This is a genomic window from Sinorhizobium sp. RAC02 (genome assembly GCF_001713395.1).
Taxonomy (GTDB): domain Bacteria; phylum Pseudomonadota; class Alphaproteobacteria; order Rhizobiales; family Rhizobiaceae; genus Shinella.
This window is the reverse complement of the sequence record NZ_CP016452.1, coordinates 1,395,814-1,421,912: the sequence shown is the minus strand read 5'-3', so window position 1 is coordinate 1,421,912 and position 26,099 is coordinate 1,395,814. Positions and strand designations below refer to the sequence as shown.

Annotated in this window: 24 protein-coding genes, 1 pseudogene and 1 riboswitch; of the genes and pseudogenes, 7 read left to right on the top strand and 18 right to left on the bottom strand. The window is 63.8% G+C overall.

The window, feature by feature from the left end; translation table 11 throughout:
• Positions 1 to 3: 3 nt before the first annotated feature.
• Both phnH and phnG read right to left on the bottom strand, forming a co-directional pair.
• Positions 4 to 624, bottom strand: coding sequence for a phosphonate C-P lyase system protein PhnH (gene phnH, locus BSY16_RS27600; RefSeq protein ID WP_069062966.1), 621 nt, complete (start codon positions 622 to 624; stop codon positions 4 to 6).
• The gene (phnG, locus tag BSY16_RS27595) at positions 624 to 1,037 is read right to left on the bottom strand and encodes a phosphonate C-P lyase system protein PhnG (protein ID WP_502696034.1); all 414 of its coding nucleotides are present in this window, start codon (positions 1,035 to 1,037) and stop codon (positions 624 to 626) included. Before phnG ends, phnH begins: the two co-directional genes overlap by 1 nt.
• Before the next feature lie 158 nt (positions 1,038 to 1,195).
• Between phnG and phnF the strand changes: the two genes are divergently transcribed.
• On the top strand, positions 1,196 to 1,948 hold the full coding sequence (gene phnF / locus BSY16_RS27590) for a phosphonate metabolism transcriptional regulator PhnF (protein ID WP_069062964.1): 753 nt from the start codon (positions 1,196 to 1,198) through the stop codon (positions 1,946 to 1,948).
• Here phnF and BSY16_RS27585 read toward each other — a convergent pair.
• The 7 genes from BSY16_RS27585 to BSY16_RS27555 all read right to left on the bottom strand — a co-directional run bounded on the left by BSY16_RS27585 (position 1,926) and on the right by BSY16_RS27555 (position 8,351).
• Positions 1,926 to 2,702 carry a class I SAM-dependent methyltransferase gene (locus tag BSY16_RS27585; protein WP_069062963.1) on the bottom strand — a complete coding sequence of 259 codons (777 nt, stop codon included), beginning with the start codon at positions 2,700 to 2,702 and terminating at the stop codon, positions 1,926 to 1,928. The two genes, phnF and BSY16_RS27585, sit on opposite strands and share 23 nt — an antisense overlap.
• Positions 2,702 to 3,154 (bottom strand): pseudoazurin, encoded by a 453-nt coding sequence (locus BSY16_RS27580; RefSeq protein ID WP_069062962.1) that lies wholly within the window; start codon positions 3,152 to 3,154, stop codon positions 2,702 to 2,704. The genes BSY16_RS27585 and BSY16_RS27580 overlap by 1 nt, the downstream gene beginning before the upstream one ends.
• Entirely contained in the window at positions 3,151 to 3,954 is an 804-nt protein-coding gene (locus BSY16_RS27575; protein ID WP_069062961.1) for an ABC transporter ATP-binding protein, read from the bottom strand. The genes BSY16_RS27580 and BSY16_RS27575 overlap by 4 nt, the downstream gene beginning before the upstream one ends.
• On the bottom strand, positions 3,951 to 4,976 hold the full coding sequence (locus BSY16_RS27570; RefSeq protein WP_069062960.1) for a FecCD family ABC transporter permease: 1,026 nt from the start codon (positions 4,974 to 4,976) through the stop codon (positions 3,951 to 3,953). Before BSY16_RS27570 ends, BSY16_RS27575 begins: the two co-directional genes overlap by 4 nt.
• Positions 4,976 to 5,983 (bottom strand): ABC transporter substrate-binding protein, encoded by a 1,008-nt coding sequence (locus BSY16_RS27565; protein WP_069063743.1) that lies wholly within the window; start codon positions 5,981 to 5,983, stop codon positions 4,976 to 4,978. Before BSY16_RS27565 ends, BSY16_RS27570 begins: the two co-directional genes overlap by 1 nt.
• Before the next feature lie 219 nt (positions 5,984 to 6,202).
• Positions 6,203 to 6,434: riboswitch (cobalamin riboswitch) on the bottom strand.
• 34 nt (positions 6,435 to 6,468) lie between these two features.
• Positions 6,469 to 7,323, bottom strand: a complete 855-nt coding sequence (locus tag BSY16_RS27560; RefSeq protein WP_069062959.1) for a MurR/RpiR family transcriptional regulator — start codon at positions 7,321 to 7,323, stop codon at positions 6,469 to 6,471.
• A gap of 50 nt (positions 7,324 to 7,373) precedes the next feature.
• Positions 7,374 to 8,351: a polyamine ABC transporter substrate-binding protein gene (locus BSY16_RS27555; RefSeq protein WP_286157359.1), complete on the bottom strand. Its 978-nt coding sequence runs from the start codon at positions 8,349 to 8,351 to the stop codon at positions 7,374 to 7,376.
• Positions 8,352 to 8,607: 256 nt separating this feature from the next.
• On the opposite strand from BSY16_RS27555, the gene BSY16_RS27550 reads away from it, so the two are divergent.
• The 4 genes from BSY16_RS27550 to BSY16_RS27535 are packed head-to-tail and all read left to right on the top strand — an operon-like array spanning position 8,608 to position 12,559.
• Positions 8,608 to 9,690 (top strand): ABC transporter ATP-binding protein, encoded by a 1,083-nt coding sequence (locus BSY16_RS27550; RefSeq protein ID WP_069062957.1) that lies wholly within the window; start codon positions 8,608 to 8,610, stop codon positions 9,688 to 9,690.
• 1 nt (position 9,691) lies between these two features.
• Positions 9,692 to 10,594: an ABC transporter permease gene (locus BSY16_RS27545; protein ID WP_069062956.1), complete on the top strand. Its 903-nt coding sequence runs from the start codon at positions 9,692 to 9,694 to the stop codon at positions 10,592 to 10,594.
• Positions 10,595 to 10,607: 13 nt separating this feature from the next.
• Entirely contained in the window at positions 10,608 to 11,438 is an 831-nt protein-coding gene (locus BSY16_RS27540; RefSeq protein ID WP_069062955.1) for an ABC transporter permease, read from the top strand.
• Entirely contained in the window at positions 11,435 to 12,559 is a 1,125-nt protein-coding gene (locus BSY16_RS27535) for a DmpA family aminopeptidase (RefSeq protein ID WP_069062954.1), read from the top strand. The genes BSY16_RS27540 and BSY16_RS27535 overlap by 4 nt, the downstream gene beginning before the upstream one ends.
• A 30-nt stretch (positions 12,560 to 12,589) precedes the next feature.
• On the opposite strand, the gene BSY16_RS27530 is transcribed toward BSY16_RS27535, so the two are convergent.
• Positions 12,590 to 12,961 (bottom strand): hypothetical protein, encoded by a 372-nt coding sequence (locus BSY16_RS27530; protein WP_069062953.1) that lies wholly within the window; start codon positions 12,959 to 12,961, stop codon positions 12,590 to 12,592.
• Positions 12,962 to 13,024: 63 nt separating this feature from the next.
• Positions 13,025 to 14,437, bottom strand: a pseudogene (locus tag BSY16_RS27525) (NAD(P)-dependent oxidoreductase); the annotation flags it as partial.
• Positions 14,438 to 14,629: 192 nt separating this feature from the next.
• Between BSY16_RS27525 and BSY16_RS27520 the strand changes: the two are divergent.
• Entirely contained in the window at positions 14,630 to 16,630 is a 2,001-nt protein-coding gene (locus tag BSY16_RS27520) for a CocE/NonD family hydrolase (RefSeq protein ID WP_069062952.1), read from the top strand.
• Between the two features lie 49 nt (positions 16,631 to 16,679).
• On the opposite strand, the gene BSY16_RS27515 is transcribed toward BSY16_RS27520, so the two are convergent.
• From BSY16_RS27515 to BSY16_RS27505, 3 genes are read right to left on the bottom strand one after another with little or no spacing between them, the layout of a single operon-like run.
• On the bottom strand, positions 16,680 to 19,865 hold the full coding sequence (locus tag BSY16_RS27515; protein ID WP_069062951.1) for an error-prone DNA polymerase: 3,186 nt from the start codon (positions 19,863 to 19,865) through the stop codon (positions 16,680 to 16,682).
• The gene (locus BSY16_RS27510; protein ID WP_069062950.1) at positions 19,862 to 21,385 is read right to left on the bottom strand and encodes a Y-family DNA polymerase; all 1,524 of its coding nucleotides are present in this window, start codon (positions 21,383 to 21,385) and stop codon (positions 19,862 to 19,864) included. The genes BSY16_RS27515 and BSY16_RS27510 overlap by 4 nt, the downstream gene beginning before the upstream one ends.
• Entirely contained in the window at positions 21,300 to 22,061 is a 762-nt protein-coding gene (locus tag BSY16_RS27505) for an ImuA family protein (protein WP_069062949.1), read from the bottom strand. Before BSY16_RS27505 ends, BSY16_RS27510 begins: the two co-directional genes overlap by 86 nt.
• Positions 22,062 to 22,235: 174 nt before the next feature.
• Here BSY16_RS27505 and BSY16_RS27500 point away from each other — a divergent pair, with 174 nt between their 5' ends.
• The gene (locus BSY16_RS27500) at positions 22,236 to 22,541 is read left to right on the top strand and encodes a hypothetical protein (protein WP_150130163.1); all 306 of its coding nucleotides are present in this window, start codon (positions 22,236 to 22,238) and stop codon (positions 22,539 to 22,541) included.
• Positions 22,542 to 22,612: 71 nt separating this feature from the next.
• Here BSY16_RS27500 and BSY16_RS27495 read toward each other — a convergent pair whose 3' ends face one another.
• From BSY16_RS27495 to BSY16_RS27480, 4 genes are all read right to left on the bottom strand, one after another.
• Positions 22,613 to 22,936 carry a hypothetical protein gene (locus tag BSY16_RS27495; RefSeq protein WP_069063742.1) on the bottom strand — a complete coding sequence of 108 codons (324 nt, stop codon included), beginning with the start codon at positions 22,934 to 22,936 and terminating at the stop codon, positions 22,613 to 22,615.
• A gap of 112 nt (positions 22,937 to 23,048) precedes the next feature.
• Positions 23,049 to 24,038, bottom strand: coding sequence for a GlxA family transcriptional regulator (locus BSY16_RS27490; protein WP_069063741.1), 990 nt, complete (start codon positions 24,036 to 24,038; stop codon positions 23,049 to 23,051).
• A gap of 142 nt (positions 24,039 to 24,180) precedes the next feature.
• Complete coding sequence (locus BSY16_RS27485; protein WP_069062947.1) at positions 24,181 to 25,083, bottom strand: SMP-30/gluconolactonase/LRE family protein; 903 nt, start codon at positions 25,081 to 25,083, stop codon at positions 24,181 to 24,183.
• 72 nt (positions 25,084 to 25,155) lie between these two features.
• Positions 25,156 to 26,019: a DMT family transporter gene (locus tag BSY16_RS27480; RefSeq protein ID WP_069062946.1), complete on the bottom strand. Its 864-nt coding sequence runs from the start codon at positions 26,017 to 26,019 to the stop codon at positions 25,156 to 25,158.
• Positions 26,020 to 26,099: the final 80 nt, after the last annotated feature.

The following is a 26,099-nucleotide window of genomic DNA, read 5'->3' as shown; positions in this document are numbered from 1 at the left end:
GGTTCAGGCCTCCCCTGCGGCGGATTTGACGCGAAGAACGGTGGTGCGCGGCAGGCAGAGGATGCCGTCACCGGCAACGAGGATCAGGTCCACGCCACGCGGAAAACCCTGCCGGTTTTCCGACCAGAAATGCGGGAACATGTCCGGCAGGCCGAGCGGCGCGATCTCTTCTTCCGTGCGGATGCCCGGGCCGGTCAACACCAGCGGCCGACCACCCTCGAAGGCCTCGATCTCGACGACGAGCGTCGTCGAACGATCCGGATATTCCTGCGTGCCCTGGGCGAACAGGCAGAGATTGGGCAGCATCGCGCCCTTTTCCACGAAGGCGAAACGGGCGTCCTGCCGCTCTTCCGTCACGGTCGCGCCGGCATTGAAGGCGAGCCAGCCGGGCAGTGCCGACTTGGCAAGCACCGGCGTCAGCCAGACCGACGTGTCGTGATCGCAGAGCGTGAGTGCCACGGCACCAGCGGTAGCGTTGAGCGGTGCGGGCGGCGTCACGGCCGCGGCAACGCGGCCGATCGTGCCGGGACGGGCCATGCAATCCATCAGCGTGCGGAAGACGGCCTGCGCCTCGAACACCGGCTTCTGAAAACCACCGGCAAAGGCGAGCGTATCGAGTGACATCAGTCCTCTCCCCGAACCATGGTGAAGAAATCGACGCGGGTGGCCGCCGTCTGGCGGGCCTTTTCGGCGTCCTCTTTGGCAACGCGGGCAGCAATGGCGTCGAGCAGCGTCTCGACCTCGGCCTTGCGGGCCGGCTGCTGGAACAACGCGTCGAAGGTCGCCGCAAGGCGCGCCTTTGCGCCATCGGTGCCAAGCGCCTGGCCGTGACCGACCGTGCCGTCGTCGAGGCGGATGCTGGCGCGGCTCACCGTCGCCTCACCGAGGTTGAACGGCGCACCGCCGCCACCGATACGGCCACGTACCATGACGAGGCCGGTTTCCGGTCCGCGCACCGGCTGGACGACCGGCTTTTCGCCGAGCGCATCCCAGGCTGCCTGCAACTCTGTCCGGCTTGCCTTCGCAAGCAGGCCCATCGCCCTCTGCCGCTCGCCGCCCGCGCTCTTGGCGGCGGCCTCGGCAGATTTCTGTAGTGATGCCATTGTCATTTCTCCAAATGTCTATTAATCTAGACAACCGAACATCTAAGTCTTGTCTTAACGGGGGCGCGTGACAAGGGTATGACAGGCACAAAATGGTAGAGCGGCAATCGGGCGTCGCCCTCTGGCGGCAGATCGCGGACCGCATGCGGCTGGCGATCAACAACGGGGATTTCGACGAAACTAACATGATGCCGCCGGAAGTGGTGCTGGCGAGCCGCTTCGGCGTGAACCGGCACACGGTGCGCAGTGCGCTTGCAGCACTGGCGGAAGAAGGCATCGTTCGACCGATCCAGGGTATCGGCACGCGCATCGAGCGGCGCGACCGCCTGCGCTTCCCGATCTCGCGGCGCACCCGCTTTTCGCAGGGACTCGGCAATCAGACACGCGATATCGAAGGTAGATTGCTGGAGGCGATCACGGAGGTCGCACCCGCTGTCGTCGCGGAAGCGTTGGGATTGCCGGCAGGCACGCTGTGCGTGCGAATGGAAACCGTCAACAGCGCCGACAAACGGCCGATCTCGCGCGGGACGCATTATTTCCCGGCCGACCGCTTCGCCGAGATTGGCGGGATCTACGAGCGGACACGCTCCGTCACCGCTGCCTTCCGCGAACTCGGTGTGCCGGATTACGTGCGTCGTTCAACGGAAATATCCGCCATCCATGCGGAGGGCGACGACATGCGGCACCTGAAACTCTCGCCTGGCGCGATCATCCTGGTGGCGACGGCCGTCAATACGGACCTCGACGGCACGCCGATCCAGTTCTCCCGCACGCGCTTTGCCGCCGACCGGGTCAAGCTCACGGTGGAGCCGGAGCCCGATGCTACTTCCGGCAGCAAAGGATGAAGCGGCGGTAGAGCAGCGTGCGCAGCCTGTTGCGCAGGTTAGCCGTACGGCGTTGTGCCGCCGCAATCGGCGCGTGGGAGCCGATCGTCATATCCCGAAAACCGACCGCTTCGAGCAGTGGCAAAACGCGTTCGACGCGCAGGCCGTCACCAAACGGCAGACGCTCCATGATGCTGGAGTGCCGGTCGCTCATCGCGCCGTCATAGAACGGATCGACACCAGCGAACCTGTCGATGATGGCAATGGCGCGGCTCGCCAGACGGCCGACGCGGGTAGGCGCTGCCCAGTCGCCATCGAAGAACAGCAACATGCCGCCGGGTTTCAGCATGCGGTACCATTCGGCAAAGGCCTGTTCCGGCGTGGTCAAAGTCCAGACAAGATGGCGGCAGACGATCGCGTCATAGCTCTCGTCCGGCTCCATCGGGTTTTCCGCATCGGCAAGCAGGAAGCGAAGGTTTTTCGCGCCGGCATGTTTTTCCCGCGCAACCGCCAGCATCGCCTCGGAAAAATCGAGCGCCGTCACCTCATGGCCGAGCGAGAGCAGCAGGCGCGTCACCTCGCCAGTGCCGCAGGCAAGCTCCAGCACGCGACGCGGCTCCGGGCCGAGCCGTTCACGGATTGCCGCAGCCCAGGCGTCGAATTCCGGCCCTTGCGGAATGCGGTGGCCGAACGCGAAGTCGAAGGTCTCCGAGCGGCGAGACCAGTAGTCCCGGATGTCTTCCTTGAGATTGCTGTTGGAAAGCGCGCCGTGCATCACTTCCCCTCGCCCGCATCCACGCGGGCAAAAAGGTCGTCGAAGCGCGGCCGGGCGCGGGCCGGTACCTCGACCGTGCGGATCGCATCGGTCAACTCCGCCTCGCCGACCTTCACGAGCATGACCATGCCCATGCCGAAATGCGGCGAGCACTTGATGCCGTAAAAGCCCGGCTGGTCGAAGGTGACCTCGATCTCCTCATTGATCTTGCCCTTGAAGCCGGCATAGCCCTCCGGAACCATGCCGTCGATGCTCGCGGCATTGTGGCTCTTGTGGGTGGCGATGAACTTGATGCTGTCGCCCGGCTTGATCGCCAGGAAATCCGGCTCGAACACCATCGAGCCCTTTTCGCCACGGTTGCGCATCTCGACCTTGAACGTCTCGGCAGCGGCCGGAAGGGAATGGAAAAGAACGGCCATCACGGCCGCGGCGAGAAGGAGCCGGATTTTCATCTTGCCTCTGCAACGAGCTTGAGTTTGGCCGGTCGCGGATTGGGCCGGCGGTAACGGATGAAGCAGCCACCAGCGCTGTCGCGCTCGATATCGACGGTGACGCGGAACACGTCGTGCAGACGCTGCGGCTCCAGCACCTTGGCGGGGGCGCCGAGGGCCACGATGCGTCCTGCCTGCATCACGGCGATGCGGTCACAGAACATGGCGGCATGGTTGAGGTCGTGAAGCGCTGCGACCACGGTCAGGTCCTGTTCACGCACGAGCTGGAGCAGGCCGATCTGGTGGCCGATGTCGAGATGGTTGGTCGGCTCGTCGAGCAGAAGGATCGGCGATTGCTGGGCAAGCGCGCGGGCAATATGCAGCCGCTGGCGCTCGCCGCCGGACAGCGTGTGCCAGAGACGGTTGGCGAAATGCGCCATGTCCACCTCCTCCAGCGCCCGGTCGACGACGGCATCATCCGCCTTCGACCAGGGTGTTAGCGCGCCCAGATGGGGCGTGCGGCCGAGTTCGACGGCCTGGCGCGCCGTGATGCGTTCCGTCGTTTCCGCTTGCTGCTCGACGAAGGCAATGCGCCGCGCGATCGCCTGCCGCCCGTGCGCCAAAAGCAGTTTGCCGTCCAGCGTCACCTCGCCCCGCTGCGGTTTGCGGATGCCGGCGATGAGCGCCATCAAACTGGTCTTGCCCGACCCGTTCGGGCCGATGATTCCGAGGAATTCGCCGGGGCGCACGTCGAGTGAGACATCCGACAGGATTTTTGTGCCACCCGCCGACCAGGAAAGTCCGTTTGCAACCAGTGTCATAGCGCCGATCTCCTCTGACTTAAGATGAGCGCAAAGGCTGGTGCGCCGAACAACGCCGTGATGACGCCGATAGGCAGCACCTGGCCGGGGATGATGACGCGCGACAGCACGTCGGCGGCGATCATGAAAATGGCGCCGATCAGCGCCGAGGCCGGCAGCAGCAAGCCGTGGCGCACGCCGACGACCATGCGGGCGGCATGGGGAATGACGAGACCGACGAAGCCGATCGAGCCGACGATCGAGACCATGACGGCCGTCATCAACGCGGAAATGGCAATCAGCACGACGTAAACACGGCGCACCGGAATGCCGAGGGAGGCGGCCGATTCGGTTCCGAAGGTGAAGGCGTCCAGCGCGCGGGCATGCCACAGGCAGACGAGCAGGCCGGCAAGCGCGACCGGCAGCGCCAGCCAGACATCCGGCCAGCGCACGCCGGAAAGATTGCCAAGCAGCCAGAACATGATGCCGCGCGCCTGCTCGGCATTGGCCGCTTTGGTGACGATGAAGGAGGTGAGCGCGTTGAAGAGCTGTGAGCCAGCGACGCCTGCCAGAATGATCGCGCTGGTGCCGCGCCCGGCGCGCACGGCCAGAACGCTGACCAGAGCGAAGGCGACAAGCGCGCCGATGAAAGCGCCGATCGGCAGCGTCAGCATGCCGGCACCGATGCCGAGGATCGCGACGGCGACGGCGCCGGTCGAGGCACCAGCCGAAATGCCGAGAATATAAGGATCGGCAAGCGCATTGCGCAGCAGCGATTGCAGGATCACGCCGGAAAGCGCCAATGCCGAGCCGCAGCAGGCGGCGACCACGGCGCGGCTCAGTCGGTAGTTCCAGATGATGCCCTCGTCGATCGGCTCCAGCGCATAACCCGCCTGCCAAAGACGGTTCGCCACGGTCTTCCCCACGACATCGAGCGGGATTGCCGTCTCGCCAACCGCCGCGCCCACACCGAGTGCGGCAAGCAGGAGCACGAGCGCCGCGAAAGCGGCGCCCGTCCGGAGCAAGAGGGGGCGATCTGCCATCACTTGGCGAGGCCAGCCTTTTCGACCGCGTCGGCGAGCACTTCGATGCCCTCGATGGTGCGGATCGTCGGGTTCATCGCCTGGGCGTCCATGTCGACCACATAGCCGTTCTTGACCGCCGGCATCAGGCTGGCGACCGGATCTTCCTTCAAGAACTTGTGCTTGACGGCAACGTCATCGGCCGGGAAGCGGCGGCGTTCCATCTTGCCGGCGACGATGATGGTCGGATCGGCCTTGGCAACGGTTTCCCAGCCAACCGTCGGCCATTCCTCGTCGCTCTCGATAACGTTCTTGATGCCAAGCGCAGACAGGATGTAGCCCGGCGCGCCGTTGCGGCCGGCGACATAGGGGTCGATGTCGAGTTCGGCGCTGGAGAACCAGAAGACGGCGGACAGCTTGCCATCGGCAGAGGCGATCTTCTTGCGGGCCGCGGCCTCGCGGGCCTTGAGCTCGGCGATCACCTTCTCACCCTGATCCTGTACATTGAAAATCTGCGACAGTTCGCTGATTTCCTTGTAGATAAGGTCCATGGTGAAGACCGTCTTGCGCACACCGTCGCCGCCGCCGGTATTGTCCTTGCCGATGCAATCGGCCGGCGAGGTGTAGACGGGGATCTTCAATTCCTCGAACTGTTCCGGCGTCGCGACGATGCCTTCCGGGCCGACATGCCACTGGAACTGCGCCGTCACGAGGTCCGGCTTCTTGGCGACGACGCTCTCGAAGCTCGGATCATTGTCGGCAAGGCGCTCGACCTTGGCATTGGCCTCCTCGTAACCGGTCAGAACCGGGCCGATCCAGACCGCGGTGCCGACCATGCGGTCGCCGACGCCGAGCAGGTAGAGGATTTCGGTCGAGCTCTGGCCGAGCGAGACCGCACGCTCCGGCGCCTTCTCGAAGGTGACCGGGCGGCCGCAATTCTCGAACGTCAGCGGATACTGGGTTTCGGCGGCGTGGACCGCACCCGAGGAGAGAACAAAAGCTGCCGTGCCGGCAACGAACGAAAGCAGAGGGGCGGCACGTGAGGCCGCGGCAAAGATGGTCATGGGTTTCTCCCGGATGAAGGACTGCGCAAAAGGCGCGGAGGGACACGACGGCAGGCAGAAGCCTAGCCGACGCACCAACAGGAGCGGATCGATTGCGGTCGGGAGAAAACGAGTAGATATCTGCCAGGGGTGGCAGCGAAAATCGTCATGGCGTCTCCGTTCCGGGCATCCCCGCCCGTGACTTGGATTGTTGCTATGACGGCAGGTCTCCTGGCTCACGGATATCTGCTGCCTGTCTGCCTTCCCGCGGAAAACCGCAGTGGCATGACGCATAAACGCGTCCGAGGACAGGCGGCAATCCGCCTACAGTTGCGGGGGCAGCCACGGAATGGGTCCCTGTTGGGTCGTCCGCACCGTGTTCCCTATTAATCCCCTGGGAGTCATCCGTCAGGGAACCGTCGGCCCATCCTTAGTCCGCGCCACTCGGCAGCGTCAAGGCGCGATAGCCGTCAGGTCTCGAAATCCCCGAAGACATCCTGCAGGCGGGTCAGCGTATCGACGCGTTCACTCACCGCCTCGCCCATCACGACGATGATGTTGCTGAGCATGAGGTCCATGACGGCCGTCATGGTGGCGGCACCATCCCACAGCGGCCCGTGCGAGCCGGGTACGACGAGGCAGATATCGGAGACCTCCGGCCCCCAGGGGCAGAATTCATCGGTGAGCAGCACGACCTTGACGCCGGCGCGCCGCGCTTCCAGCGCCAGCGGCCGCGCCTTGGCGGCGAAGCGACGCACGTCGTGCAGGAAGAGCAGCCGCCCCTCGACGGAACCGTCGAGCACTTCGGCATAGGTGCCGTTGACGCCATCGACGAACTGGACGCGCGAGCGGGTATAAGAAAGCTGGCTGGCAAAATACTGGGCGATGCCGCGCACATTCTGGTAGGCCGCGACATAGACCTCGCTGGCACCGATGAGCGCGTCGATCGTCTGCTGCCATTCCGGCGCGGTGGTGATTTCGTAGATCTGCCCAAGATTGTCGATCTGCTGCTGGATGAGGCCGGCGAGCAGCTTGCCCTCCTTGCGGTCCTGTTCCAGCCGGTCGACCTGGCCCTTGACCTGCCAGGCCGGGTTGGAACTGCCATGCCGCAGTTCGCCCTTCAACTCATCAAGGCCATCAAAACCCATGCGGCGCAGATAGCGGCCGACGGTCATCGGCGAAAGTTCGAGGCGCTGGGCGATGGAACGCGCCGTCTCGAAAGGCAGATCGGCGATATTGCGCTCGATATAGTTGGCGATCAGCTTGTCGGACTTGGACCGCCGGAGGTCATCGGACTGTACGAGCTTCACAATGCGTTTCGACACGTCGCCCCTCCTCGAAGCCCGCCCATCCGGAGACAGGCGGGCCAGCGCTGTCACTGCGCGGTCTTCACCTTCGTCCAGACCCGGTCCAGCTGGCGCAGCGCGGGACCGAGATCCTCGAAGATCTGGAGACGCGCCATCGTTTCCGCTGGCGGATTGATCTCCTTGCTATTCTTGATCTTTTCCGGGGTCAATTGCCGCGCCGGAACGTTGGCCGTGCCGTTGGTCTGTTGCGAGACATTCAGCGCAACGATCTCCGGACGCGTATAGAACTGCAGGAATTTGATGGCATTTTCCTTGTTCGGCGCGCTCTTCAGCACGCAGGCATCCTCCTGGTACATGGTCGCGCCCTCTTCCGGGATCACGTAGCCGAGGTCCTTCTCGTTACCGAAGACATCGACCATGGCACCGACGAAGAAATGGCCGGCCGCCACGTCGCCAGACTGCACCATCGGCCGCGTGTCATAGGTAAAGGCCGCGACGTCCGGTTTCATGGCGATGATCGTGTCCGCCGCCTGCTGCAATTCGGCCGGGTCGGTGGAGTTGATCTTGTGGCCGTTCAGCATGAGGCCGACCGCGAGCACTTCGCGCATGTCGTCGAGCAGCGTGAACTTCAGTCCCTTGGCCTTGACCGTCTCGATCAAATCCTTCCAGCCGGTGATGTCCTTGCCGAGGATCGTGCGGTTGTAGAAGATGCCGACCGAGCCCCAGGCATAGGGCAGGCAATATTCGCCCTTCGGGTCGCTTTTCGCGCGCAGGAAGGCGGGATCGATGTTCTTGAAGCCTTCATAGGTGTTGATGTCGGTCTTCTCGAGCAGGTCGAGCTTGGCCATGATGTCTTGCATGTGCACGGACGGGAAGACGACGTCATAGCCCGTGGCGCCGCCCTGGATTTTCGCCAGCATTTCCTCGTTGGAGGAATAGGTCGAGAGGTTGACCTTGATCTGGGTCTCCTCCTCGAACTTCTTCAGAACCTCCGGATTGATGTATTCGCCCCAGTTGTAGACGTTGAGTTCGGCGGCACCTGCCATGCCCGCACTTGCCACGAGGGCGGCAAGCGAGAAGGCGGTATTGCGCGCCAATGCGCGAACACCGGATGCGCCGGCACGATCAAATTTTGTCATCGATAGTCTCCTCTGATGGTTTGGCCCGTCGAGGCCCCGGCGCTTTCCTTTGCGCCGTCTGTTCCCGTCCCGGCTTCTGTCGGCCGTTGACTTGGATGCGTAAATGGTATCCAGATATCCAAATCGCACAAGCGTTATTTTTATAACATAATGGGGAACGACGATGCGAGATTCCATAGTCCGCCTGGAGAAGGCGGCGAAGGCCTTTGCCACGCCCGAAGGCCAGACCGTCACGGCGCTGGACGCGATCGACCTCGATGTCGCGCGCAACGAATTCCTGACGCTGCTCGGACCATCCGGCTGCGGTAAGACCACGCTGCTCCAGGCGATCAGCGGCTTCGTCGAGCTTGATGCCGGCCGTATCCTGATCGACGGCGAAGACATCACCGACCGGCCGCCGTATCGTCGGCCGGTCAATACGGTCTTCCAGAACTACGCGCTGTTCCCGCACATGACGGTCGGCGAAAACACCGCCTATGCGCTGGAAGTGGCCGGTGTGGCGAAGGCAGAACGTACCAAACGCGTCGCCGACGCCCTGCGCATGGTCGGCCTCGAGGGCATGGAGGGCCGCAAGCCGCGCCAGCTTTCCGGCGGCCAGCAGCAGCGCGTGGCGCTCGCCCGCGCCATCATTGCCCGCCCGAAACTGCTGCTGCTCGACGAGCCGCTATCCGCGCTGGACAAGAACCTGCGGCAGGCCATGCAGATCGAGTTGAAGACGCTTCAGCACGAACTCGGCATCTCCTTCATCTTCGTCACGCATGACCAGCAGGAGGCGCTGACCATGTCGGACCGTGTGGCCGTGCTGTCCGGCGGCCGTATCCAGCAGCTCGACACGCCACGCGCCATCTACGACCAGCCGAAGAACAGCTTTGTTGCCACCTTCGTCGGGGCCAGCAACCTCTTCGAGGGCGAAGCGATCGGCAGACAGCTGCTAACGGCGGACGGTCTTTCCATCACGCATGCCAAGGCGGAGACAATGGGCACCGCAACCGCGCTCATCCGCCCGGAACAGTTCTTTATCGCCCAGTCGGGCGATGCCTCGCCGAGCCTAGACGTCGATCTCGAACAGATCGTCTTCGTCGGCTCCACCTTCGAGCTGTTCGGCCGCACCGCCACGGGCCGACGCGTCATCGCGGAAATTCCGGCGACCCGCCGTAACCTTGTGGGTGAAATCGAACAGTCGCGCCGCGCGCGTCTCGCCTATGATCCGGCAGCGGTGCATCTCATTCCGGCGGAGGCGGCCTGACATGTCGTCGATTGCGCTTCGCCGCCGCGCCCAGCTCGGCCTGCTGCTCGGGCCGGTCTCGCTGTTCCTCGCGGTCTTCTTCCTAGGCCCGCTCGCCATCATGATCGTGACGAGCTTTCTGGCGCCCGGCCTTTACGGCGGGGTGGAATGGACCTGGTATCCGCACAATTACGGCCGCATCCTGGGCTTCGCCGACCCGATGTTCGAGGATTTCGACCCGGTCTACATCGCCATCTTCCTGCGCTCGCTGAAGATCGCGGCGCTGACCGTCGTTGCGACACTGTTCGTCTGCTACCCGGCCGCCTTCTGCATCAGCCGGCTTTCCGAACGCTGGAAGAATTTTTGCCTGTTCCTGATCACGCTGCCCTTCTTCACCAGCCTCATCGTGCGCCTGTTCATCTGGGTGCTGATCCTGCGCCAGACCGGTCTCGTGAATTCCGTACTGTTGAACACCGGCGTCATCGCCCGGCCATTGGAGCTGATCTATACGGACGGCGCGATCATCCTCGGCATGGTCTATATCTTCATTCCGTTCATGTTCATGCCGGTCTATGCCAGCGTCGAAAAGCTCGACTGGACGCTGGTGCGCGCGTCGCTCGATCTCGGCGCCGGGCCGATCCGCACCTTTCTGCGCATCATCCTGCCCCTGACAGCGCCCGGTATTGCCGGCGGAGCGGTGATCGTCTTCATCCCGGCGCTCGGCAATTTCGTCGTGCCGGCCATCCTTGGTGGGGCGAAGGTGATGATGCTCGGCAACCTCATCGAGCAGCAGTTCCTCGCCGCCCGCAACTGGCCGTTCGGCTCAGCCCTCGCCATGATGGTGATGGCCGTCATGCTGGTCCTGCTCTTCGTCTATGTCATCGTGTCCGGCCGCCGCGGCATCGATGCCGCGACCGGTCGCTGAGGGAGAGCCGTCCATGAAAATCCTCGCCTCCCTCGCCCGCGGCAGCCTCATCGGCTACACCGCGCTCTTCTTTGCCTTCATCTACATCCCGCTGGTGCTGATCGCGGTCTATTCGTTCAATTCCAACCCGATCAACATGATGACCTGGACCGGTTTCACCACCGACTGGTACGCCCAGGTCCTCGGGTTCAAGACGGCGATTTCGGAAAGCGCGCTTTATATCGAATCGACCGACCAGCTCTTGCAGGCCGTCTGGAACAGCCTGATGATCGCCGCCTCCACGACGACCATCGCAACAGTACTCGGCACGGCGATCGCCATCGCTCTCTACCGCTTCGACTTTTTCGGCCGCCGCTTCTACCGCGTCATCATGTTCATGCCGATGCTGATGCCGGATATCGTGCTTGGCATTGCGCTCCTCATCTTCTTCGTCAATGCGGGTGTGAACCTCGGCCTCACCACAATCATCATCGGTCAGTGCACCTTCCTGATCTCCTATGTCTTCATCGTCGTCTCAGCCCGGCTTGCCGGCATGGACCGCACGCTGGAGCACGCCTCGGCCGATCTCGGCGCCAACGAATGGACGACCTTCCGCAGGGTGGTCTTCCCGCAGCTCCTGCCTGGTATCGTCGGCGGCGCACTGCTCGCCTTCATCATCTCGATGGACGACCTGGTCATCACCTACTTCATCGCCGGCGTCGATGTGACGACCCTGCCGATGTTCATCTTCGCCATGCTCCGGCGCGGCATCAAGCCGGAGATCAACGCCATCGCGGTGATGATGCTGACCTTCTCCTTCGTTATCGCCTCGCTCGGCCTCTACCTTCGCTCCCGGCAGAAATGACCATGACCCAGACAGCAAAACCCCGCGCCCGCGCCCTCGGCCTGCCCTTCACCGGCCGCACCGGCCCTCTCAATGCCATCACCGATGTCGAGGGCATCGCCGTCGGCTTCCGCACAATCCAGGAAGAGACGCCGCGACCCGGCCGCAAGCTGCCGGTGCGCACCGGCATCACCGCTATCCTGCCACATAACGAAAGTGAGACGCCTGTCCCGGTCTATGCCGGCGTGCACCGCTTCAACGGCAATGGCGAGATGACCGGCACCCACTGGATCGAGGACGGCGGCACGTTTCTGGGTCCGGTGATGATCACCAACACCCACGGCGTCGGCATCACCCATCATGCGACGACCCGCTGGATGCTGGAGCGCTATGCCTCGACCTACGAGGTTGGCGATTTCCTCTGGCTGATGCCGGTCATCGCGGAGACCTATGACGGCGTGCTGAACGACATCAACGGCCTGCCCGTGACGGAAGCGGACGTGCGCGGAGCCCTTGAAAACCTCTCGCGCGGCGCGGTTTCAGAGGGAAATTGCGGCGGCGGCACAAGTATGATCACCTATGGCTTCAAGGGTGGTACCGGCACTGCATCGCGCGTCGTCACGTGCGGCGGCAAGGACTACACGATCGGTACGCTGGTTCAGGCCAACCACGGCCAGCGCGACTGGTTGACGATCTGCGGCGTGCCTGTCGGAAAACATCTCCAGGACAACACGCCGCAAAGCCAGCTCAAGGAGCGCGGCTCGATCATCGTCGTCATCGCCACGGATCTGCCGATGGCGCCGCACCAGTTGAAGCGCCTCGCCCGCCGCGCCGCCATCGGCATCGGCCGCAACGGCACGCCCGGCGGCAACAATTCCGGCGATATCTTCCTTGCCTTCTCGACCGCCAATCCCCAGCCCATGGCGCACAAGGCCCCGGCCATGCTCGGCCTCGAGATCATCAACGACGAACATCTCGATCCGATTTATGTGGCGGCGGTGGATAGCGTGGAAGAGGCGGTGGTCAATGCCATGCTGGCGGCGGAAGATAGCGGCGGTACGCCACATGATCGCTTCCGCATCGATGCGATCAAACATGACCAGCTTATAGCCGTCATGCAGCAGTACGGCCGGCATCCCTAAGGGGCCGGCCGATGCTCAGTCGTCGTCCATTCAGTAGGCCGTGCCATCCGGCGTGACGCGCTGGCTATCGCCACCCGAGCCGGATTGCGCGGTCGAATCTCGGTCTGCCGGTACGGCTTCACTCCCGCCCGGAACCGTATTGTCGATCGTATCCTGCGTCGGCGTCCCACCTGCGGTGGAGGATGTCTGCGACGCATCGACCGGATCTGTGGGGTCAACCCGTTCGCCCCAGATCTCGACTCCGCCCCAGACGAGAAGCGCAAGCGCGAGGCTGATGCCGAGCACCTTCAGCACCGGCCGGCCAAGGCCGCCCTGACGACTCTCCTTTGCGGCATAGTGCTTGCGGGCGGGATCATGGGTGCGGGTCAACGGATCGCCGCGTTCATCTTGCTGATGGGTCATGGCTGGCACTCCCTGATATCGTATCAGGGAAGCAACTTGCGGTGAGCGCGAAAGTTCCGCGCCCTACCCGCCCGCCGGCCCGTCCAGGCCGAGCGCTTCTATCAGGCGGCGCTGGCGCAGCAGCAAATGGGTGAGCGCGGCAACGTCGCCATCGGCCGGCTGGTGCGTCATCCCCTCGTCCACCGCTTCCACGATGGCCTCGAGCGTATCGGCAATCTCGCGGGAAATGTCATGTAGTTCCGCAAAACGCGGATCGACGGCCGCCGCCGCCAACACTGCGGTCGTGACACGTCCGATGCCGGGCGGCACCTTCGCGCCCGCATCGACATAATTTTCCGGCAGATCACCCTTCAGATTGGTCACACGACGATAGCGGATGGCATCGATGATCTGGTCGACGGCCTGGCAGGCACCCGCCACCCGCGACGGATGATCCGTGTCGGCCGCCGCATGCGGCAGCAATTCCAGCTTGCCCGGATGCCGCTCAGCGAGCTTGAGATAGGGCTGCATGGGGCCGTTCAAGGCGCCGCTCGTCGCGTTCTTGAAAAGGTCGGCGTCGATGGCGGCGTGGCGCACCTGCCCCGAGGCGATCGCCCGGTCGAGCGCGCTCACATCGACCACCTCACCGCGATCGTAATTCACCACGATCGCGCCCCGGTTCATTGCCGATAGCACCGCCTCGCCAACGATGCCCGCATTGGCATGGATGTGGGTCGCCACATCGAACCGGCCGAGCCCGACATGGACGGAGAGCACGTCGGCGCCCTGGGCGGCGTCCACCGGTGTCTCAGCATAGTCAAAACCCTCGGCTTCGATCCATTGCCGGTGTTTTGCACGGGCATAGATCACGACGTCCATGCCGAAGGCACGGCCGAGTTTTGCCACTTCGCGGCCGATATTGCCATAACCGAGCACCGCCATGCGGCGGCCTTCGAGCTTGGCGGTCGGGTAGGACTTGAGGTCGCGGCCGGTATCGAAATCACCCGCTGCAACGCGCTGGTGCAGAAGGTCGACCGGCAAATCGGGCATGACCTTCATGATCGCCTTCATCACCATCTGCGCCGTCGCGCGGCTGTTGATGCCAGGCGTGTTCATCAGCGGCGCGGCACCGCCCTCACCATCGCCACCACCCCAGGAGGCTGAGCCCATATTGCCCGTGCCCGCGCCGATGCGCACGCCGCCGAGCGGGAAGATCGCCTGTTTGGGGATGAACGTGGCGGCGGCAATCAGCGCGTCGTACCGGCCATCGGCCGTCTGCGCGATGATCTCGACCTCTGCACTGAGATCGGGAGTGTAGAAGAAATGGATGCCCGGCGGGAGCGTTTCGCGCTGATAGCCGCCGTCATGGAAGACGCCGCCCCGCGCCTCGATATGGGCCTTCACCTCGCTGGGATCGGGCAGGCCCTCTGCATCGAACCGCAGTCCGACGAGATCAGCGATCAGGATTCGATAGGCACGCTGCGGCTCATCCAGCCGAGCGCTGTCGTTCGACGCCGCTTGTTGATCCTGCATGGTACCCCTCCCTGCTCGCCCCTCATTTTCGTAGGCGAGTTTTCCGGGCCGGGCAAGCGGCGGCGGTCCCGTGCAAAAGCGACACGGCACGTCAAAACCATCGTATTGCCCGTCCGCAGCACGCCCTCCATAAAGAAGCGCTGAAGAGGATTGCCCATGACATCTCGTGCCTTCACCGTCATCGAAAACGAATGGATCACGCTTGCCGACGGTACGCGGCTTGCGGCCCGCATCTGGATGCCGGAGCACGCCGAACAAGACCCCGTGCCTGCCGTCTTCGAGTTCCTGCCCTACCGAAAGGGAGACGGAACCAGCCCGCGCGATGAATCGACCTATCCGGTCTTCGCGGCCGCCGGCATTGCCGGCGTGCGTGTCGATATCCGCGGCTCGGGTGAATCCGATGGCGTCATCGATGGGGAATACACGCCGCTCGAACTTGCCAATGCCTGTGAACTCGTCGCCTGGATCGCGGCGCAGCCGTGGTCGAACGGTTCCGTGGGCATGATGGGTATCTCCTGGGGCGGCTTCAACTGCCTGCAGGTCGCGGCCCTCAAGCCGCCGGCGCTGAAGGCCGTCATCTCCATCGCCTCCACCGTCGACCGCTACAACGACGACATTCACTACAAGAACGGCACGCACCTATCCGCCCAACTCTCCTGGGCCGCGACCATGCTCGCCTACCAGTCCCGCTCGCCCGATCCGGACATCGTCGGCGACCGCTGGAAGAACATGTGGCTGGAGCGATTGGAAAACGAGCCCTTCTTCCTGGAGGAATGGCTGCAACACCAGCGTCGCGACGCATTCTGGAAACACGGTTCGATCTGCGAGGATTTTTCCGGCTTTCCCGTGCCGGCTCTCGTGATCGCCGGCTGGGCGGATGGTTATCGCAGCACACCGCTGAAGGCGGTTGAGGGGCTGGGCGACAAGGCCAAGGCACTGATCGGACCCTGGGTTCACAAATATCCGCATTTTGCCTGGCCGAAGCCGCGCATGGATTTTCATGGCGAGGCCATCGCCTGGTGGAACCGGTGGCTGGGGGGTGAAGAGAACGGTGCTGAAAGCACCCCGCAAATCCGCGCCTATATCCAGGACGCCGCCCGTCCCGCGCTCCGCCGCGAGGTCGATCCCGGCTTCTGGATTGCCAAGGATACTTGGCAGACGCCGCAGATGGCGACCTTCTACGTGGAGCAGTATGGCACGCTCACGCCCGGAATGCCGATTGCCGGGGCTTCCGGTCATGACCGTTATCTGAAATCACCGCTCGATACCGGCATCATGGCCGGTGAATGGTTCACGCTGAAGCCGGATGCAGAGATGGCGCTCGACCAGCGCCTCGACGATGCCGGCTCGCTCATCATCGAGACGCCGCCGCTCACCGAGCCCCAGGACTTCCTTGGCCAGCCGGTGTTGGAACTCGATGTTTCCACTGAGGCCGAGATCGGCAATCTCTGCGCCCGCCTCGTCGACGTGCATCCGGACGGCACCGCGACGCGCGTCACCTTCGGTGTCGTGAACCTTGCGCACCGCGACGGCAATGCCGAGCCGAAAGCCATGCCGAGGGGCGAGAAGACCCGAATCCGCCTCGTGCTCGACGCCATGGGTTACCGTTTCCGAGCTGGCCATCGCATCCGCCTGTCGCTCTCGACCGCCTATTGGCCGATGGTGCTGCCGCCGCCGACGGATGCCGACGTGACGATCGACCTCGCGTCGCTCGGCCTGGCTTTGCCGAAACTCGGCGCACATAAGGTCATCGCTATCCCCGAGCCGGCCAATCCAGATCCGCTGCCGAAATATACCGAGCTTGCGCCCGGCGAAACGGCACGCGGCGTCGAACGCGACCTGACGAATGGCCTCACCGAATATTCGATCTACGAGGATACCGGCCTCTTCGAACATCCGGGCACGGGGCTTGCCACGCGGCAGGTGCGCGACGAACTCTGGTCGATCGGGCAAGACGACCCGCTGTCGATGACCGGCACCTCCATCTGGACCTGCGACATGCAGCGCCCCGGCTGGTTCGTGCGAACGGTTTCGACGGCAACCATCGCCTGCACAGCGACGGACTGGCTGATCTCGGCCTCCGTCCGTGCCTTCGAGGGTGAGGCGCAGATTTTCGAGAAGACATTCGAGAAGGCAATCCCACGCGATTTCATGTGAGGGGCTGCTCCCTCTCAGTGCAAATCGGTGGTCTTTGCTGGAATCGTCCTCAATGGAAGTCGCGGGATTTGACGCGGATGGTTTCCACTTGTCCTGCGCCCTCCGGTCCCGAGGCCCCGCGCCGGCCGATCGTGGCAAAATCCGCGGAAAGATCGGTGAGGTGCTGCACGACGAGGTGCACCACCTCGCCTTCCCGCTGGATATAGCCTTTGACGCCAATCATCGGCGCGCCCATCACAATGGGGCGATAGGTGAGAAAGACCTTCCGCCAGACGACAAGATTGGCGATGCCCGTTTCGTCCTCGATCGTCACGAAGATGACGCCCTTGGCCGAGCCCGGCTGCTGGCGGATAAGCACGATGCCGGCCGTTTCGACTTTCCGGCGGTCGCGCAGTCGCGTGGCCTCTGCACAGGTGACGATACGGCGACGCGCGAGGCTTTCACGCAGAAAGCTGACCGGATGGGCCCGGAGCGTCAGACCGACATGCCCATAATCCTCCACGACTTCGCCCCCCGTCGCCATGGGGCGGAGCGTCACAGCGGGTTCGCTGATTTCCGGAACGGTTGCCGCCTCGCGCTCGGCAGCGGCGGTAAAGAGCGGCAACGGCTCGTCCCGCAGGCCTCGGATCGCCCAGAGCGCCTCGCGGCGGGAAAGGCCGAGCGACGGCAGGAAAGCATCCGCCTCGGCAAGCCGCACCAGCGCATCGGCGAAAAGGCCTGAACGACGCCAAAAATCGTCGACGGAAGCGAAAGGCTCCTCCTCGCGGGCAGCGATGAACCTGGCCGCCGCCTTGTTGTCGAGCCCTTTCACCAGCCGCAGCCCAAGGCGGACGGCGAACCGTCCCGCCTCTTCCGTCGGTTCCAGCGTGCAGTCCCAACGGCTTTTGTGGATGCAGACAGGCCGCACCTCCACCCCATGCTCGCGCGCATCGCGCACGATCTGTGCCGGGGCATAAAACCCCATCGGCTGCGAATTGAGCAAGGCCGCGCAGAAGACATCCGGATGATGGCATTTCACCCAGGCGGAGGCATAGGCGATGATGGCGAAGCTATAGGCGTGGCTTTCCGGGAAGCCGTAGGAGCCGAAACCTTCGAGCTGGCGGCACATGCGTTCGGCGAAGTCGCGCGGGTGGTTGTGACTGACCATGCCCTCGACGAGTTCCTTCCGGAACTTATTGACCCCACCCGTTTGCTTGAAGGTCGCCATGGCGCGGCGCAGTTCGTCCGCCCGGCCGGGCGTGAAGCCGGCGCAGTCGATCGCCACCTGCATCGCTTGCTCCTGGAACAAGGGCACGCCGAGTGTTCTTTCCAGAACCTTTTTGAAGGCTGGGCTGGGATAATCAACCTTCTCCAATCCCTGCCGCCGCCGAAGATAAGGATGTACCATATCCCCCTGTATCGGCCCCGGCCGCACGATGGCCACCTGGATGACGATGTCATAAAACTCCTTCGGCCGAAGGCGCGGCAGCATGGACATCTGTGCCCGGCTCTCGATCTGGAACGTGCCGACCGTATCGGCTTTCGAGATCATCTCGTAGGTTGCCTCGTCTCCTGCCGGGATGGTGGCGAGCGTATAGCTCTCTCCCTTGTGCTCCGTCAGAAAATCGAAGGCGCGGCGCATACAGGTGAGCATGCCGAGCGCCAGCACATCGACCTTCATGAAGTTCAGATATTCGATGTCGTCCTTGTCCCACTCGATCACCTGCCGGTCATCCATGGCCGCAGGCTCGATAGGCACCAGGTCATCCAGCCGGTCACGCGTCAGCACGAAGCCGCCGGGATGCTGCGAGAGATGGCGCGGTGTATTGATCAATTGCCGGGCCAGCTCGAAAAGCAGCCGGATACGGCGATCGTCCACGTTGAGCCCCACCGATTGCGCATGGGTTTGCGGAACATCGTTGGACCAGCCCCAGACCTGCGATGACAGCGCCTTCAGCACATCCTCCGGCATGCCGAGTGCACGCCCCACATCCCGCATGGCTGCCCGCGAGCGGTAGCGGATGACCGTAGCGCAAAGGGCTGCCTGTTGCTTGCCGTAGGTTTCATAGATCCACTGGATCACCTCTTCCCGGCGCTCGTGCTCGAAATCCACATCGATATCAGGCGGCTCGCCACGTTGTTCCGAGACGAAACGTTCGAAGAGGAGGCCGTTCACCGTTGGCTTAATGGAGGTGATGCCGAGAACGAAACAGACGGCGCTGTTGGCCGCCGACCCCCTGCCCTGGCAGAGGATGTCGATGGAGCGGGCGTAACGCACGATCGAATTCACCGTGAGGAAGTAGGGGGCATATTTCATCTTCGCGATGAGCGTCAATTCATGATTGAGCTTCCTGCGGACCATTTCCGGTATGCCGTCGGGATACCAACAAGCCGCCCCCTCCCACGTATATTTCTCCAGCGTTTCCTGCGGCGTGAGGTCCGGATGCGTCTTCTCTTCCGGGTACTGATATTCCAGTTCGGACAGCGAAAACCGGCAACGCTCCGCAATCTCCAGCGTGCGGGCGAGCGCTTCCGGGTAGCGCGCGAAAAGCCGGTGCATTTCCGCTGGCGGCTTCAGGTAACGATCGGCGTGGCGTTCGCGCAAAAAACCGGCATTGTCGATGACGACGGTGTGGCGGATGCAGGTGACGATGTCCTGCAACATGCGGCGGCCGGGCTCGTGGTAGAGCACGTCGTTGGTGACGACGGTGGGGACGCGGTGTTGGATGGCGAGGTTGGAGAGGTCGAAGAGCCGCATCTGGTCGTTGGGCCGGCGGCGAAGCGTGAGGGCGAGATAACAGCGATCGCGAAAGGTTTCGCGCAGGCGGCGCAGATGAAAGGCTGCAGTCTCGTCCGCGTCGTCCGGTACCAGCACGGCGAGCAGGCCTTCGTTCCATTCCACGACATCCGCCCAGTCGAGATGGCACTTTCCTTTGCCGGCCTTCTTCTTGCCGACGGTGAGCAGGCGGCAGAGGCGGGCATAGGCGGCACGGTCGGTCGGGTAGACGAGCAGCGACATGCCGTCGACAAGATCCAGGCGGCAGCCGACCACCAGACGTACCTGTGCCACATCCGGCGGAAGCTCCCTCGCCGCCTTGAAGGCCTGGACGACACCGGCAAGGCTGTTGCGGTCGATGACGGCCACAGCCTCGATGCCGAGGGCGCTGGCCTGGGCGAACAGCTCCGCACAGCTACTCGCACCCCGCAAGAAGGAGAAGTGGGACGTGACCTGAAGCTCGGCATAACGCGGTTTCATGCAAAAACCCCATGCAGGAACCAGCGGCCCACGCCGTTCGCCACCTGCTGTTCATCACCTGAGCGGAAGAGCCAGAAGCGTTCGCCAGAAGCATCCTCGACCTGAAAATAGTCCCGCACGGCGGCAAGCTCGGCATCGCGCTTCCACCATTCGCCAAAAATGCGTTCGGGGCCGTCGGCGCGCTTCACCAGCCGCCGCACGCCGCGCCAGGTGAAGGCGCCCGGCGGGTGGTCCGGCAGAAGCGCCATGACCTCGATCGGCTCGGGCCGGGCGAGCAGGCGCGACGGGCGCGGCCAGCGGCCCTGCCAGGTCGCGCCGTCATCCGGGGCAAGCGGGGCGATACGACGGACGGAGCGTTCGGGCACATCGCTCTCGACGGGGGCCATGCGGTAAAGCCTGCGCGCGCCGATGCGGTTGGCGATCACGTCGACAAGGCCGGCAATGTCCGCCTGTTCCTCCTTGATCAGTGAAGAGACCGCCTGTTGCAGGACGAGCGGTTCGGCAAGCGTGGCGGTCAGGTCCATGATCTCGATGCCGAAACCCGGATCGATCGTCTCGATGCGGTCCGAGAGGAGCCGGGTGAGCCGCTTTTCATCCCGAACGGGCTGCGCCGTGCCGACGCGGATCGCCTGGAGCGAATTGTCGACGCGGTGGAAGAGGAGATCGAGCCTTCGGGCACCGAGACCGCGTTTTTCCAGCGCCAGGCAGAGGTCGTGGACGAGGCTTGTCGTGTAGCGCGCGATGGTTTCGGGCGCCCCTATGGGTTCGCCGAAGACTTTTCGCACGCTGGCAAGCTCGGGATCACGGAGCGGATCGACGGGTTCGGAGATGGTGCCTTGCAGTTGGTCGAGCCGGCGGCCGAGGAGCGGGCCGAAACGCAGGACGAGCGGCGCGCGTGGCACGGCGAGCACGTCGCCGATCGTGGCAAAGCCCAGCACATGCAGGCCTGTCACGATATCCGGCGGGATCCTGAGCCCGGGGATTGGCAGCGGCGTTACCATGTTGCTCGTCGCGCCGGGCGCAATGATGCAGACGGGATCGGCGCGGAAACGGGCGGCGGCGTGGGCCGCGCCCCAGCTATCGGCGATGGCGGCGCGGGCGGCGATGCCGGAGGCGCCGAGCCGGTTGACGAGGCCGGTCAGCATGCGTTCTTCGCCGCCGTGCAGATGGTCGGCGCCGGTCGTGTCGATGACCAGGCCATCCGACGGGTCGGGTGCGACGATGGGCGCGTAATGCTGCAAGGCCCAGAGCGCCAGGCGATTGAGCGCCGCCGCATCCGCCGTGGGGTCGGTCGGCATGGTCATAACGTCGGGCAAGAGCGCATGGGCCTTGGTAAGCGGCATGCCGACGCGCAGGCCCGCCTGCTCGGCAGGCCGGCTCACCGCCGTGACGATGCGGCGCGCGCCGTCACGACCGACAAGCACAAGGCGCGCATCAAGCGGAGGCGCCGAAGCGCCCAAGGTGCGTCTCAGGCGATCGATCGGCCAGCCGGGAAGAAAAAGCGATACGACCCTCGGCATCGGAGGCCTCCACGTCAAAATCTGCTACCGCGCCAGCCCGACAGCGCACAAGTTGCAAATGCCACTGCGCCCGGCCGATGCCGGGCACGGGAAGGGCGACGGACGGGCGGACGGCAACCCGCCAGCGCGTTACCGCGGCGGATGGTTGGGCAAAGGCATCCGCCTCCGCCCGGTGGCGCGAACGTCGCAGCGCAATGGCGAGCGTACTGCCGGCTTCGGCAGACAGTTGCAGGCGGCGCGAGGCGGTCATCGACAGCCGCGCCACTTCCGCTACCACCGCGCCGAGCCCGCCATGGCGCAGCCCCTCCTCGAAACAGAGGAGCAGGCTCTTCTCGTCGCCCGCCTCCACATAGATCACCCGGCCCGGCGCAAGCCCCGCCTGCGCCAGAGCCGGCGCGAAGAGGTCTGGCCGTGTCAGGCACCACAGCACCTGCCCCTTGGTGCGCGCCGCAATCCCTGCGGCAAAGAGCATGGCGGCAGCACCCTCGACCGCGTCGTTGCCGCCGCCGCATACCTCGTGCAGGCTCGCAAGCGCCAGCCCACCGCCCGGCAAGCGGTCGTCGATTTCCGGCACGCCGAAGGGCAGCACCGCCCGGTCGCGCGCCGTACGGCCATCGAACTGCCGGATGCGGTCGCGCAGGTCGGCGACAACGGCACGGGCGGCGAAGGCGGACATCGGCGTGGCAGCTCCCGGATTGAAAAGAGTTATGTTCTCTATTTGTTCCATTGAGTGCATGAGAGTCAATCGCCAAACCGCCTTGTAGCGATCACAGTTTGAATCACCTGTGGAACCAACTGGCGCGAAGGAAGTTCTTCCTCCGCCATTCCATCAAATTCAGGAGACATGTTCATGGCTGACGAAAAGAGCACCGGCAAACGCACGCTCGGCGTCGTTGAAGGTCGCGACAGCATTTCGGAAGATGCCCGCGCCGCGGCGGCGGAAGCAACTGTCAACGAGCAGATCGAAGCGCTGAAGGCCGAAATCAGCCGGCTGAAGGAATCCGCCGGGCTTATCGCCGAAGGTACTGGCCAGCTTGCGGTTGCCAAGGCGGAATCGCTGCGCGACGAAGTGCGCACCACCATCCAGACCAATCCGCTCGCGGCGCTGGCCGGTGCCGCCTTCATCGGTTACCTTTTCGGCCTGCGCCACCGGTAACGAAACAAGGGAGCAATTGCTCCCCCATCGTTCCATGAAAAAGCCCGGCAATGCCGGGCTTTTTCGTTTGTTCAGAACCAGCGTTGACGACGTGGCGGTTCGCTTTCCAGGGAACCCAGCAGATAGCCGATGACGACACCGGCAATGCCGGCCGTCAGCACGACGGTGGAAAGGGCCGCGGGGTGCTCGCGTGCTGCCTGGGCGACTGCGGCACCTTCGTTGCGAACATACTTCGTTGCCGAACGGACGGCGGGCCGTGCAGCCTCGACGGCATTGCCGGCACGATCACGGATCGTCTCGTAGGCCTCGGTGCCCCGCTCCCCAAGATCCTTCTGAAGCGCGGCGATTTCTGCGCGAAGAGCGGAAATCTGGGATTGAACGTCAGTGCTTGCCATTGCGGTCTCCTTGTCTGCAATGGAAACCGAACGGCTGGCGAGCGGCTTGGTTCCAATCGGCCAGCGCAATTCCAGCAAAAGTGTGAAGCGGCCTTGCGGCAGGAATTGCGCGTCAGCTTGCTTGGCGGCGACCGTCTCGACGGATTTGCGAAGGCGTGTCGCCAAAGGCCGCGCGGAAACGGCGGGTGAAGTGCGACAGGCTCTCGAAGCCGGTTTCGAGCGCGATCTCAATCAACGGCTTGTTGGTGCGCACCACCATGTTGAGCGCCGCCGCCATGCGAATCTTCATGTAGATCGCGCTCGGTGAGGCGCCCATGTCGCTTTCGAACAGTCGTTCGAGCTGGCGGCGGGAGACGTTGGTCATGGTGGCGATGCTGTCGATCGACAGCAGGTCTTCCGTGTGCTGCTCCATCATCATGATGGCGAGGTGCACGCGGCGGTCACGCGCCTCGAGGCCAAGCGGATTGCGCGGCTGGAGATCGGTCGCATCGCGGCGGTGGCGGATCTGCAGGATTTCCAGCGCGTTACGCTCCGCCGCCTCGCCGACATGGTGACGGACCAGCGTTGCCGCGAGATCGGCGACGCTGCTGCCGCCGGCACAGGTTGCGACCTTGCCGTCGAAGCGGAAGATCTGCTCGGACGTTGCCTCGATATCCGGGAAGCGGCCGCGGAATTCACGATGATGCAGCCAGCTCACACAGGCCGTGTGTCCCTTGAGCAGCCCGGCTTCAGCGAGAATGAAACTGCCGGTGCATAGACCAATCAGCCCGACGCCCGCATTGGCCGCTTTGCGCAGATAGGCCTGCGCGTAACTATCGATCGGTTCGTCGACCTTGAGCAGGCCGCCGACCACGGCGATATAGTCGAAACAGGAGGGATCAGCGAAGGGGGCTGTTGGCGCGACCTGGATGCCGCTCGACGACGAGATGAAGTTGCGGGTGCTGCTCAAAACATCCCAGTCGCAGTTGACGCGGCGGGAGCGATCTTCGCTGTCGCTGGCGAGCCGCAGCGTGTCCACGAACAGCGCGAAGGCAGAGAGCGTAAAGCTCTTCGAGAGGATGAAACCGACACGCAACGCCTTCGGCGCTGCCGTTGCACTCATCTCCTTCCCCGTCCGAACATCAACCGCCATCCAGATCTCCCAGACCGTTCCGCCGGACATTATCGCCGCGGGCCAACACCGTTGAGAGGAGTCCTATCAGATTTTACGGGCTCGCTCCATTCCCTGGCCGATGTTTGTCTCTTCATTCGCGCCGGCGCGCGCCACGCACAGTCAATGACACGGCATAAAGCGACGTGGTGGCGGTGATGAAAAGGCGGTGGCCGTTCCGTCCGCCGAAACAGACATTGGAAACGGTCTCCGGCACGAGGATTTTTCCAAGGCGGCGGCCATCCGGCGCGATGCAATGCACGCCGTCGCCCGCCGAAGACCAGAGATTGCCGTTCTCATCGACCCGCATCCCATCCGCGCAGCCCGGCGCAATGGTGTGAAAGACCTCACCACCGGTGAGCTTCCAATCCGCCTCGACATCGAAGGCACGGATATGACGCGGGTCAGCGCTGTGGATACGCCCGGTATCGGCGACATAAAGACGTTTTTCGTCCGGACTGAAGGCAAGGCCGTTCGGGCACTGGAAATCCGTGAGCACAGCGTGGACCGCGCCGGAAAGCGGATCGACGCGATAGACGTTGCACGGCAGCTCCTGTTCCGAGCGGGTGCCCTCGTAGTCGGAAACGATGCCGTAATGCGGATCGGTGAACCAGATCGCACCGTCCGAGGCAATGATCACGTCGTTCGGCGAATTCAGTGGCCTGCCTTCGTACCGATCCGCAATCACGGTGATGGAGCCGTCATATTCGGTGCGGGTGACGCGGCGTGTGCCGTGCTCGCAGGTCACGAGCCTGCCTTCCCGGTCGCGGGTATTGCCGTTGGAAAAGTTTGACGGCTCGCGGAAGGTCGTCAGGCTCGACGTCGGGTGCCAGCGCAGCATGCGGTTGTTGGGAATGTCGGAAAACAGCAGGCAATCGTGATCGCCGAACCAGACGGGGCCTTCGGCCCAGTCGAAACCACTGGCAAGCTTCTTGAGGGGAGCATTTCCCAATACGAAACTGGAAAAAACCTTCTCCTCGGCCTCGAAAAACGACATCAGCCTCACTCCCTCCGCGTTGCACTGCGGCAGGATAGCCATCGCGCCGCCCCGGGCAAGCGCAACAAAGCGTCAGCGCGCAAACTTCCGTGCGCCGGCAACGCAGAGCACGATGGCGAGCGTCGTGATCACCATCAGGGGGCTGACCTTTTCATGCAGCAGGCCGGCGGCGAGCAGCAGGCCGAAGAAAGGCTGAAGCAACTGCAACTGGCCCACGGCCGCGATGCCGCCAAGTGCTAGTCCACGATACCAGAAGACAAAGCCGATCAGCATGCTGAAGACGGAGACATAAGCGAGCCCCATCCAGGCACCGCCGCCGATACCGGCCCAGGTCTCGGGCAAGGAGAAAAGCGCGATGATCGCCATCAACGGCAGCGAAAGGATGAGCGCCCAGGAAATGACCTGCCATCCGCCGAGCGTGCGCGAGAGTTTTGCCCCCTCTGCATAACCGAGGCCGCAGGCGATGACCGCCGCGACCATCAGCAGATCCCCGACAAGCGAGACCTCTGCACCGGCGCTCAAGGCAAAACCCACCACCGTGGCGCTGCCTATGATGGAAAACAGCCAGAACAGCGGTTTTGGGCGCTCCCCGCCCCTGAGCACGCCGAAGATCGCGGTTGCAAGCGGCAGAAGGCCGATGAAAACGATGGAATGGGCGGACGTGATGTATTGCAGCGCGATCGCCGTCAGCAACGGAAAACCGACGACGACGCCGAGCGCTACGATCAGCAGTGACAGGAGATTGTCGCGCGATGGCTTTTTCTGGCGCAGCGCAAAGAGCAGAGCAGCACCGAGCAAAGCGGCGATGACGGCGCGCGCGGAGGTCAGGAAAAGCGGTGAGAAGTCCGATACCGCGACGCGCGTCGCCGGAAGCGAACCGCTGAAGATGATGACCCCGGCAAGCCCACTGCCCCAACCGTCCATGGATGTTTTCATAGTACCTCGCATTCCACAGGACGATACAGGCGCAGGGGCTAGAAAAGACAGAAACAAAGCAATACAATTTGGAAGAAGTG

Coding starts and splice junctions, on each gene's coding strand:
- phnH (WP_069062966.1), bottom strand. CDS start 624: ATGTCACTCGATACGCTCGCCTTTGCCGGTGGTTTTCAGAAGCCGGTG.
- phnG (WP_502696034.1), bottom strand. CDS start 1,037: ATGGGCCTGCTTGCGAAGGCAAGCCGGACAGAGTTGCAGGCAGCCTGG.
- phnF (WP_069062964.1), top strand. CDS start 1,196: ATGGTAGAGCGGCAATCGGGCGTCGCCCTCTGGCGGCAGATCGCGGAC.
- BSY16_RS27585 (WP_069062963.1), bottom strand. CDS start 2,702: ATGCACGGCGCGCTTTCCAACAGCAATCTCAAGGAAGACATCCGGGAC.
- BSY16_RS27580 (WP_069062962.1), bottom strand. CDS start 3,154: ATGAAAATCCGGCTCCTTCTCGCCGCGGCCGTGATGGCCGTTCTTTTC.
- BSY16_RS27575 (WP_069062961.1), bottom strand. CDS start 3,954: ATGACACTGGTTGCAAACGGACTTTCCTGGTCGGCGGGTGGCACAAAA.
- BSY16_RS27570 (WP_069062960.1), bottom strand. CDS start 4,976: ATGGCAGATCGCCCCCTCTTGCTCCGGACGGGCGCCGCTTTCGCGGCG.
- BSY16_RS27555 (WP_286157359.1), bottom strand. CDS start 8,351: ATGGCAGGTGCCGCCGAACTCAACGTCTACAACTGGGGCGAATACATC.
- BSY16_RS27550 (WP_069062957.1), top strand. CDS start 8,608: ATGCGAGATTCCATAGTCCGCCTGGAGAAGGCGGCGAAGGCCTTTGCC.
- BSY16_RS27545 (WP_069062956.1), top strand. CDS start 9,692: ATGTCGTCGATTGCGCTTCGCCGCCGCGCCCAGCTCGGCCTGCTGCTC.
- BSY16_RS27540 (WP_069062955.1), top strand. CDS start 10,608: ATGAAAATCCTCGCCTCCCTCGCCCGCGGCAGCCTCATCGGCTACACC.
- BSY16_RS27535 (WP_069062954.1), top strand. CDS start 11,435: ATGACCATGACCCAGACAGCAAAACCCCGCGCCCGCGCCCTCGGCCTG.
- BSY16_RS27530 (WP_069062953.1), bottom strand. CDS start 12,961: ATGACCCATCAGCAAGATGAACGCGGCGATCCGTTGACCCGCACCCAT.
- BSY16_RS27520 (WP_069062952.1), top strand. CDS start 14,630: ATGACATCTCGTGCCTTCACCGTCATCGAAAACGAATGGATCACGCTT.
- BSY16_RS27515 (WP_069062951.1), bottom strand. CDS start 19,865: ATGAAACCGCGTTATGCCGAGCTTCAGGTCACGTCCCACTTCTCCTTC.
- BSY16_RS27510 (WP_069062950.1), bottom strand. CDS start 21,385: ATGCCGAGGGTCGTATCGCTTTTTCTTCCCGGCTGGCCGATCGATCGC.
- BSY16_RS27505 (WP_069062949.1), bottom strand. CDS start 22,061: ATGTCCGCCTTCGCCGCCCGTGCCGTTGTCGCCGACCTGCGCGACCGC.
- BSY16_RS27500 (WP_150130163.1), top strand. CDS start 22,236: ATGGCTGACGAAAAGAGCACCGGCAAACGCACGCTCGGCGTCGTTGAA.
- BSY16_RS27495 (WP_069063742.1), bottom strand. CDS start 22,936: ATGGCAAGCACTGACGTTCAATCCCAGATTTCCGCTCTTCGCGCAGAA.
- BSY16_RS27490 (WP_069063741.1), bottom strand. CDS start 24,038: ATGAGTGCAACGGCAGCGCCGAAGGCGTTGCGTGTCGGTTTCATCCTC.
- BSY16_RS27485 (WP_069062947.1), bottom strand. CDS start 25,083: ATGTCGTTTTTCGAGGCCGAGGAGAAGGTTTTTTCCAGTTTCGTATTG.
- BSY16_RS27480 (WP_069062946.1), bottom strand. CDS start 26,019: ATGAAAACATCCATGGACGGTTGGGGCAGTGGGCTTGCCGGGGTCATC.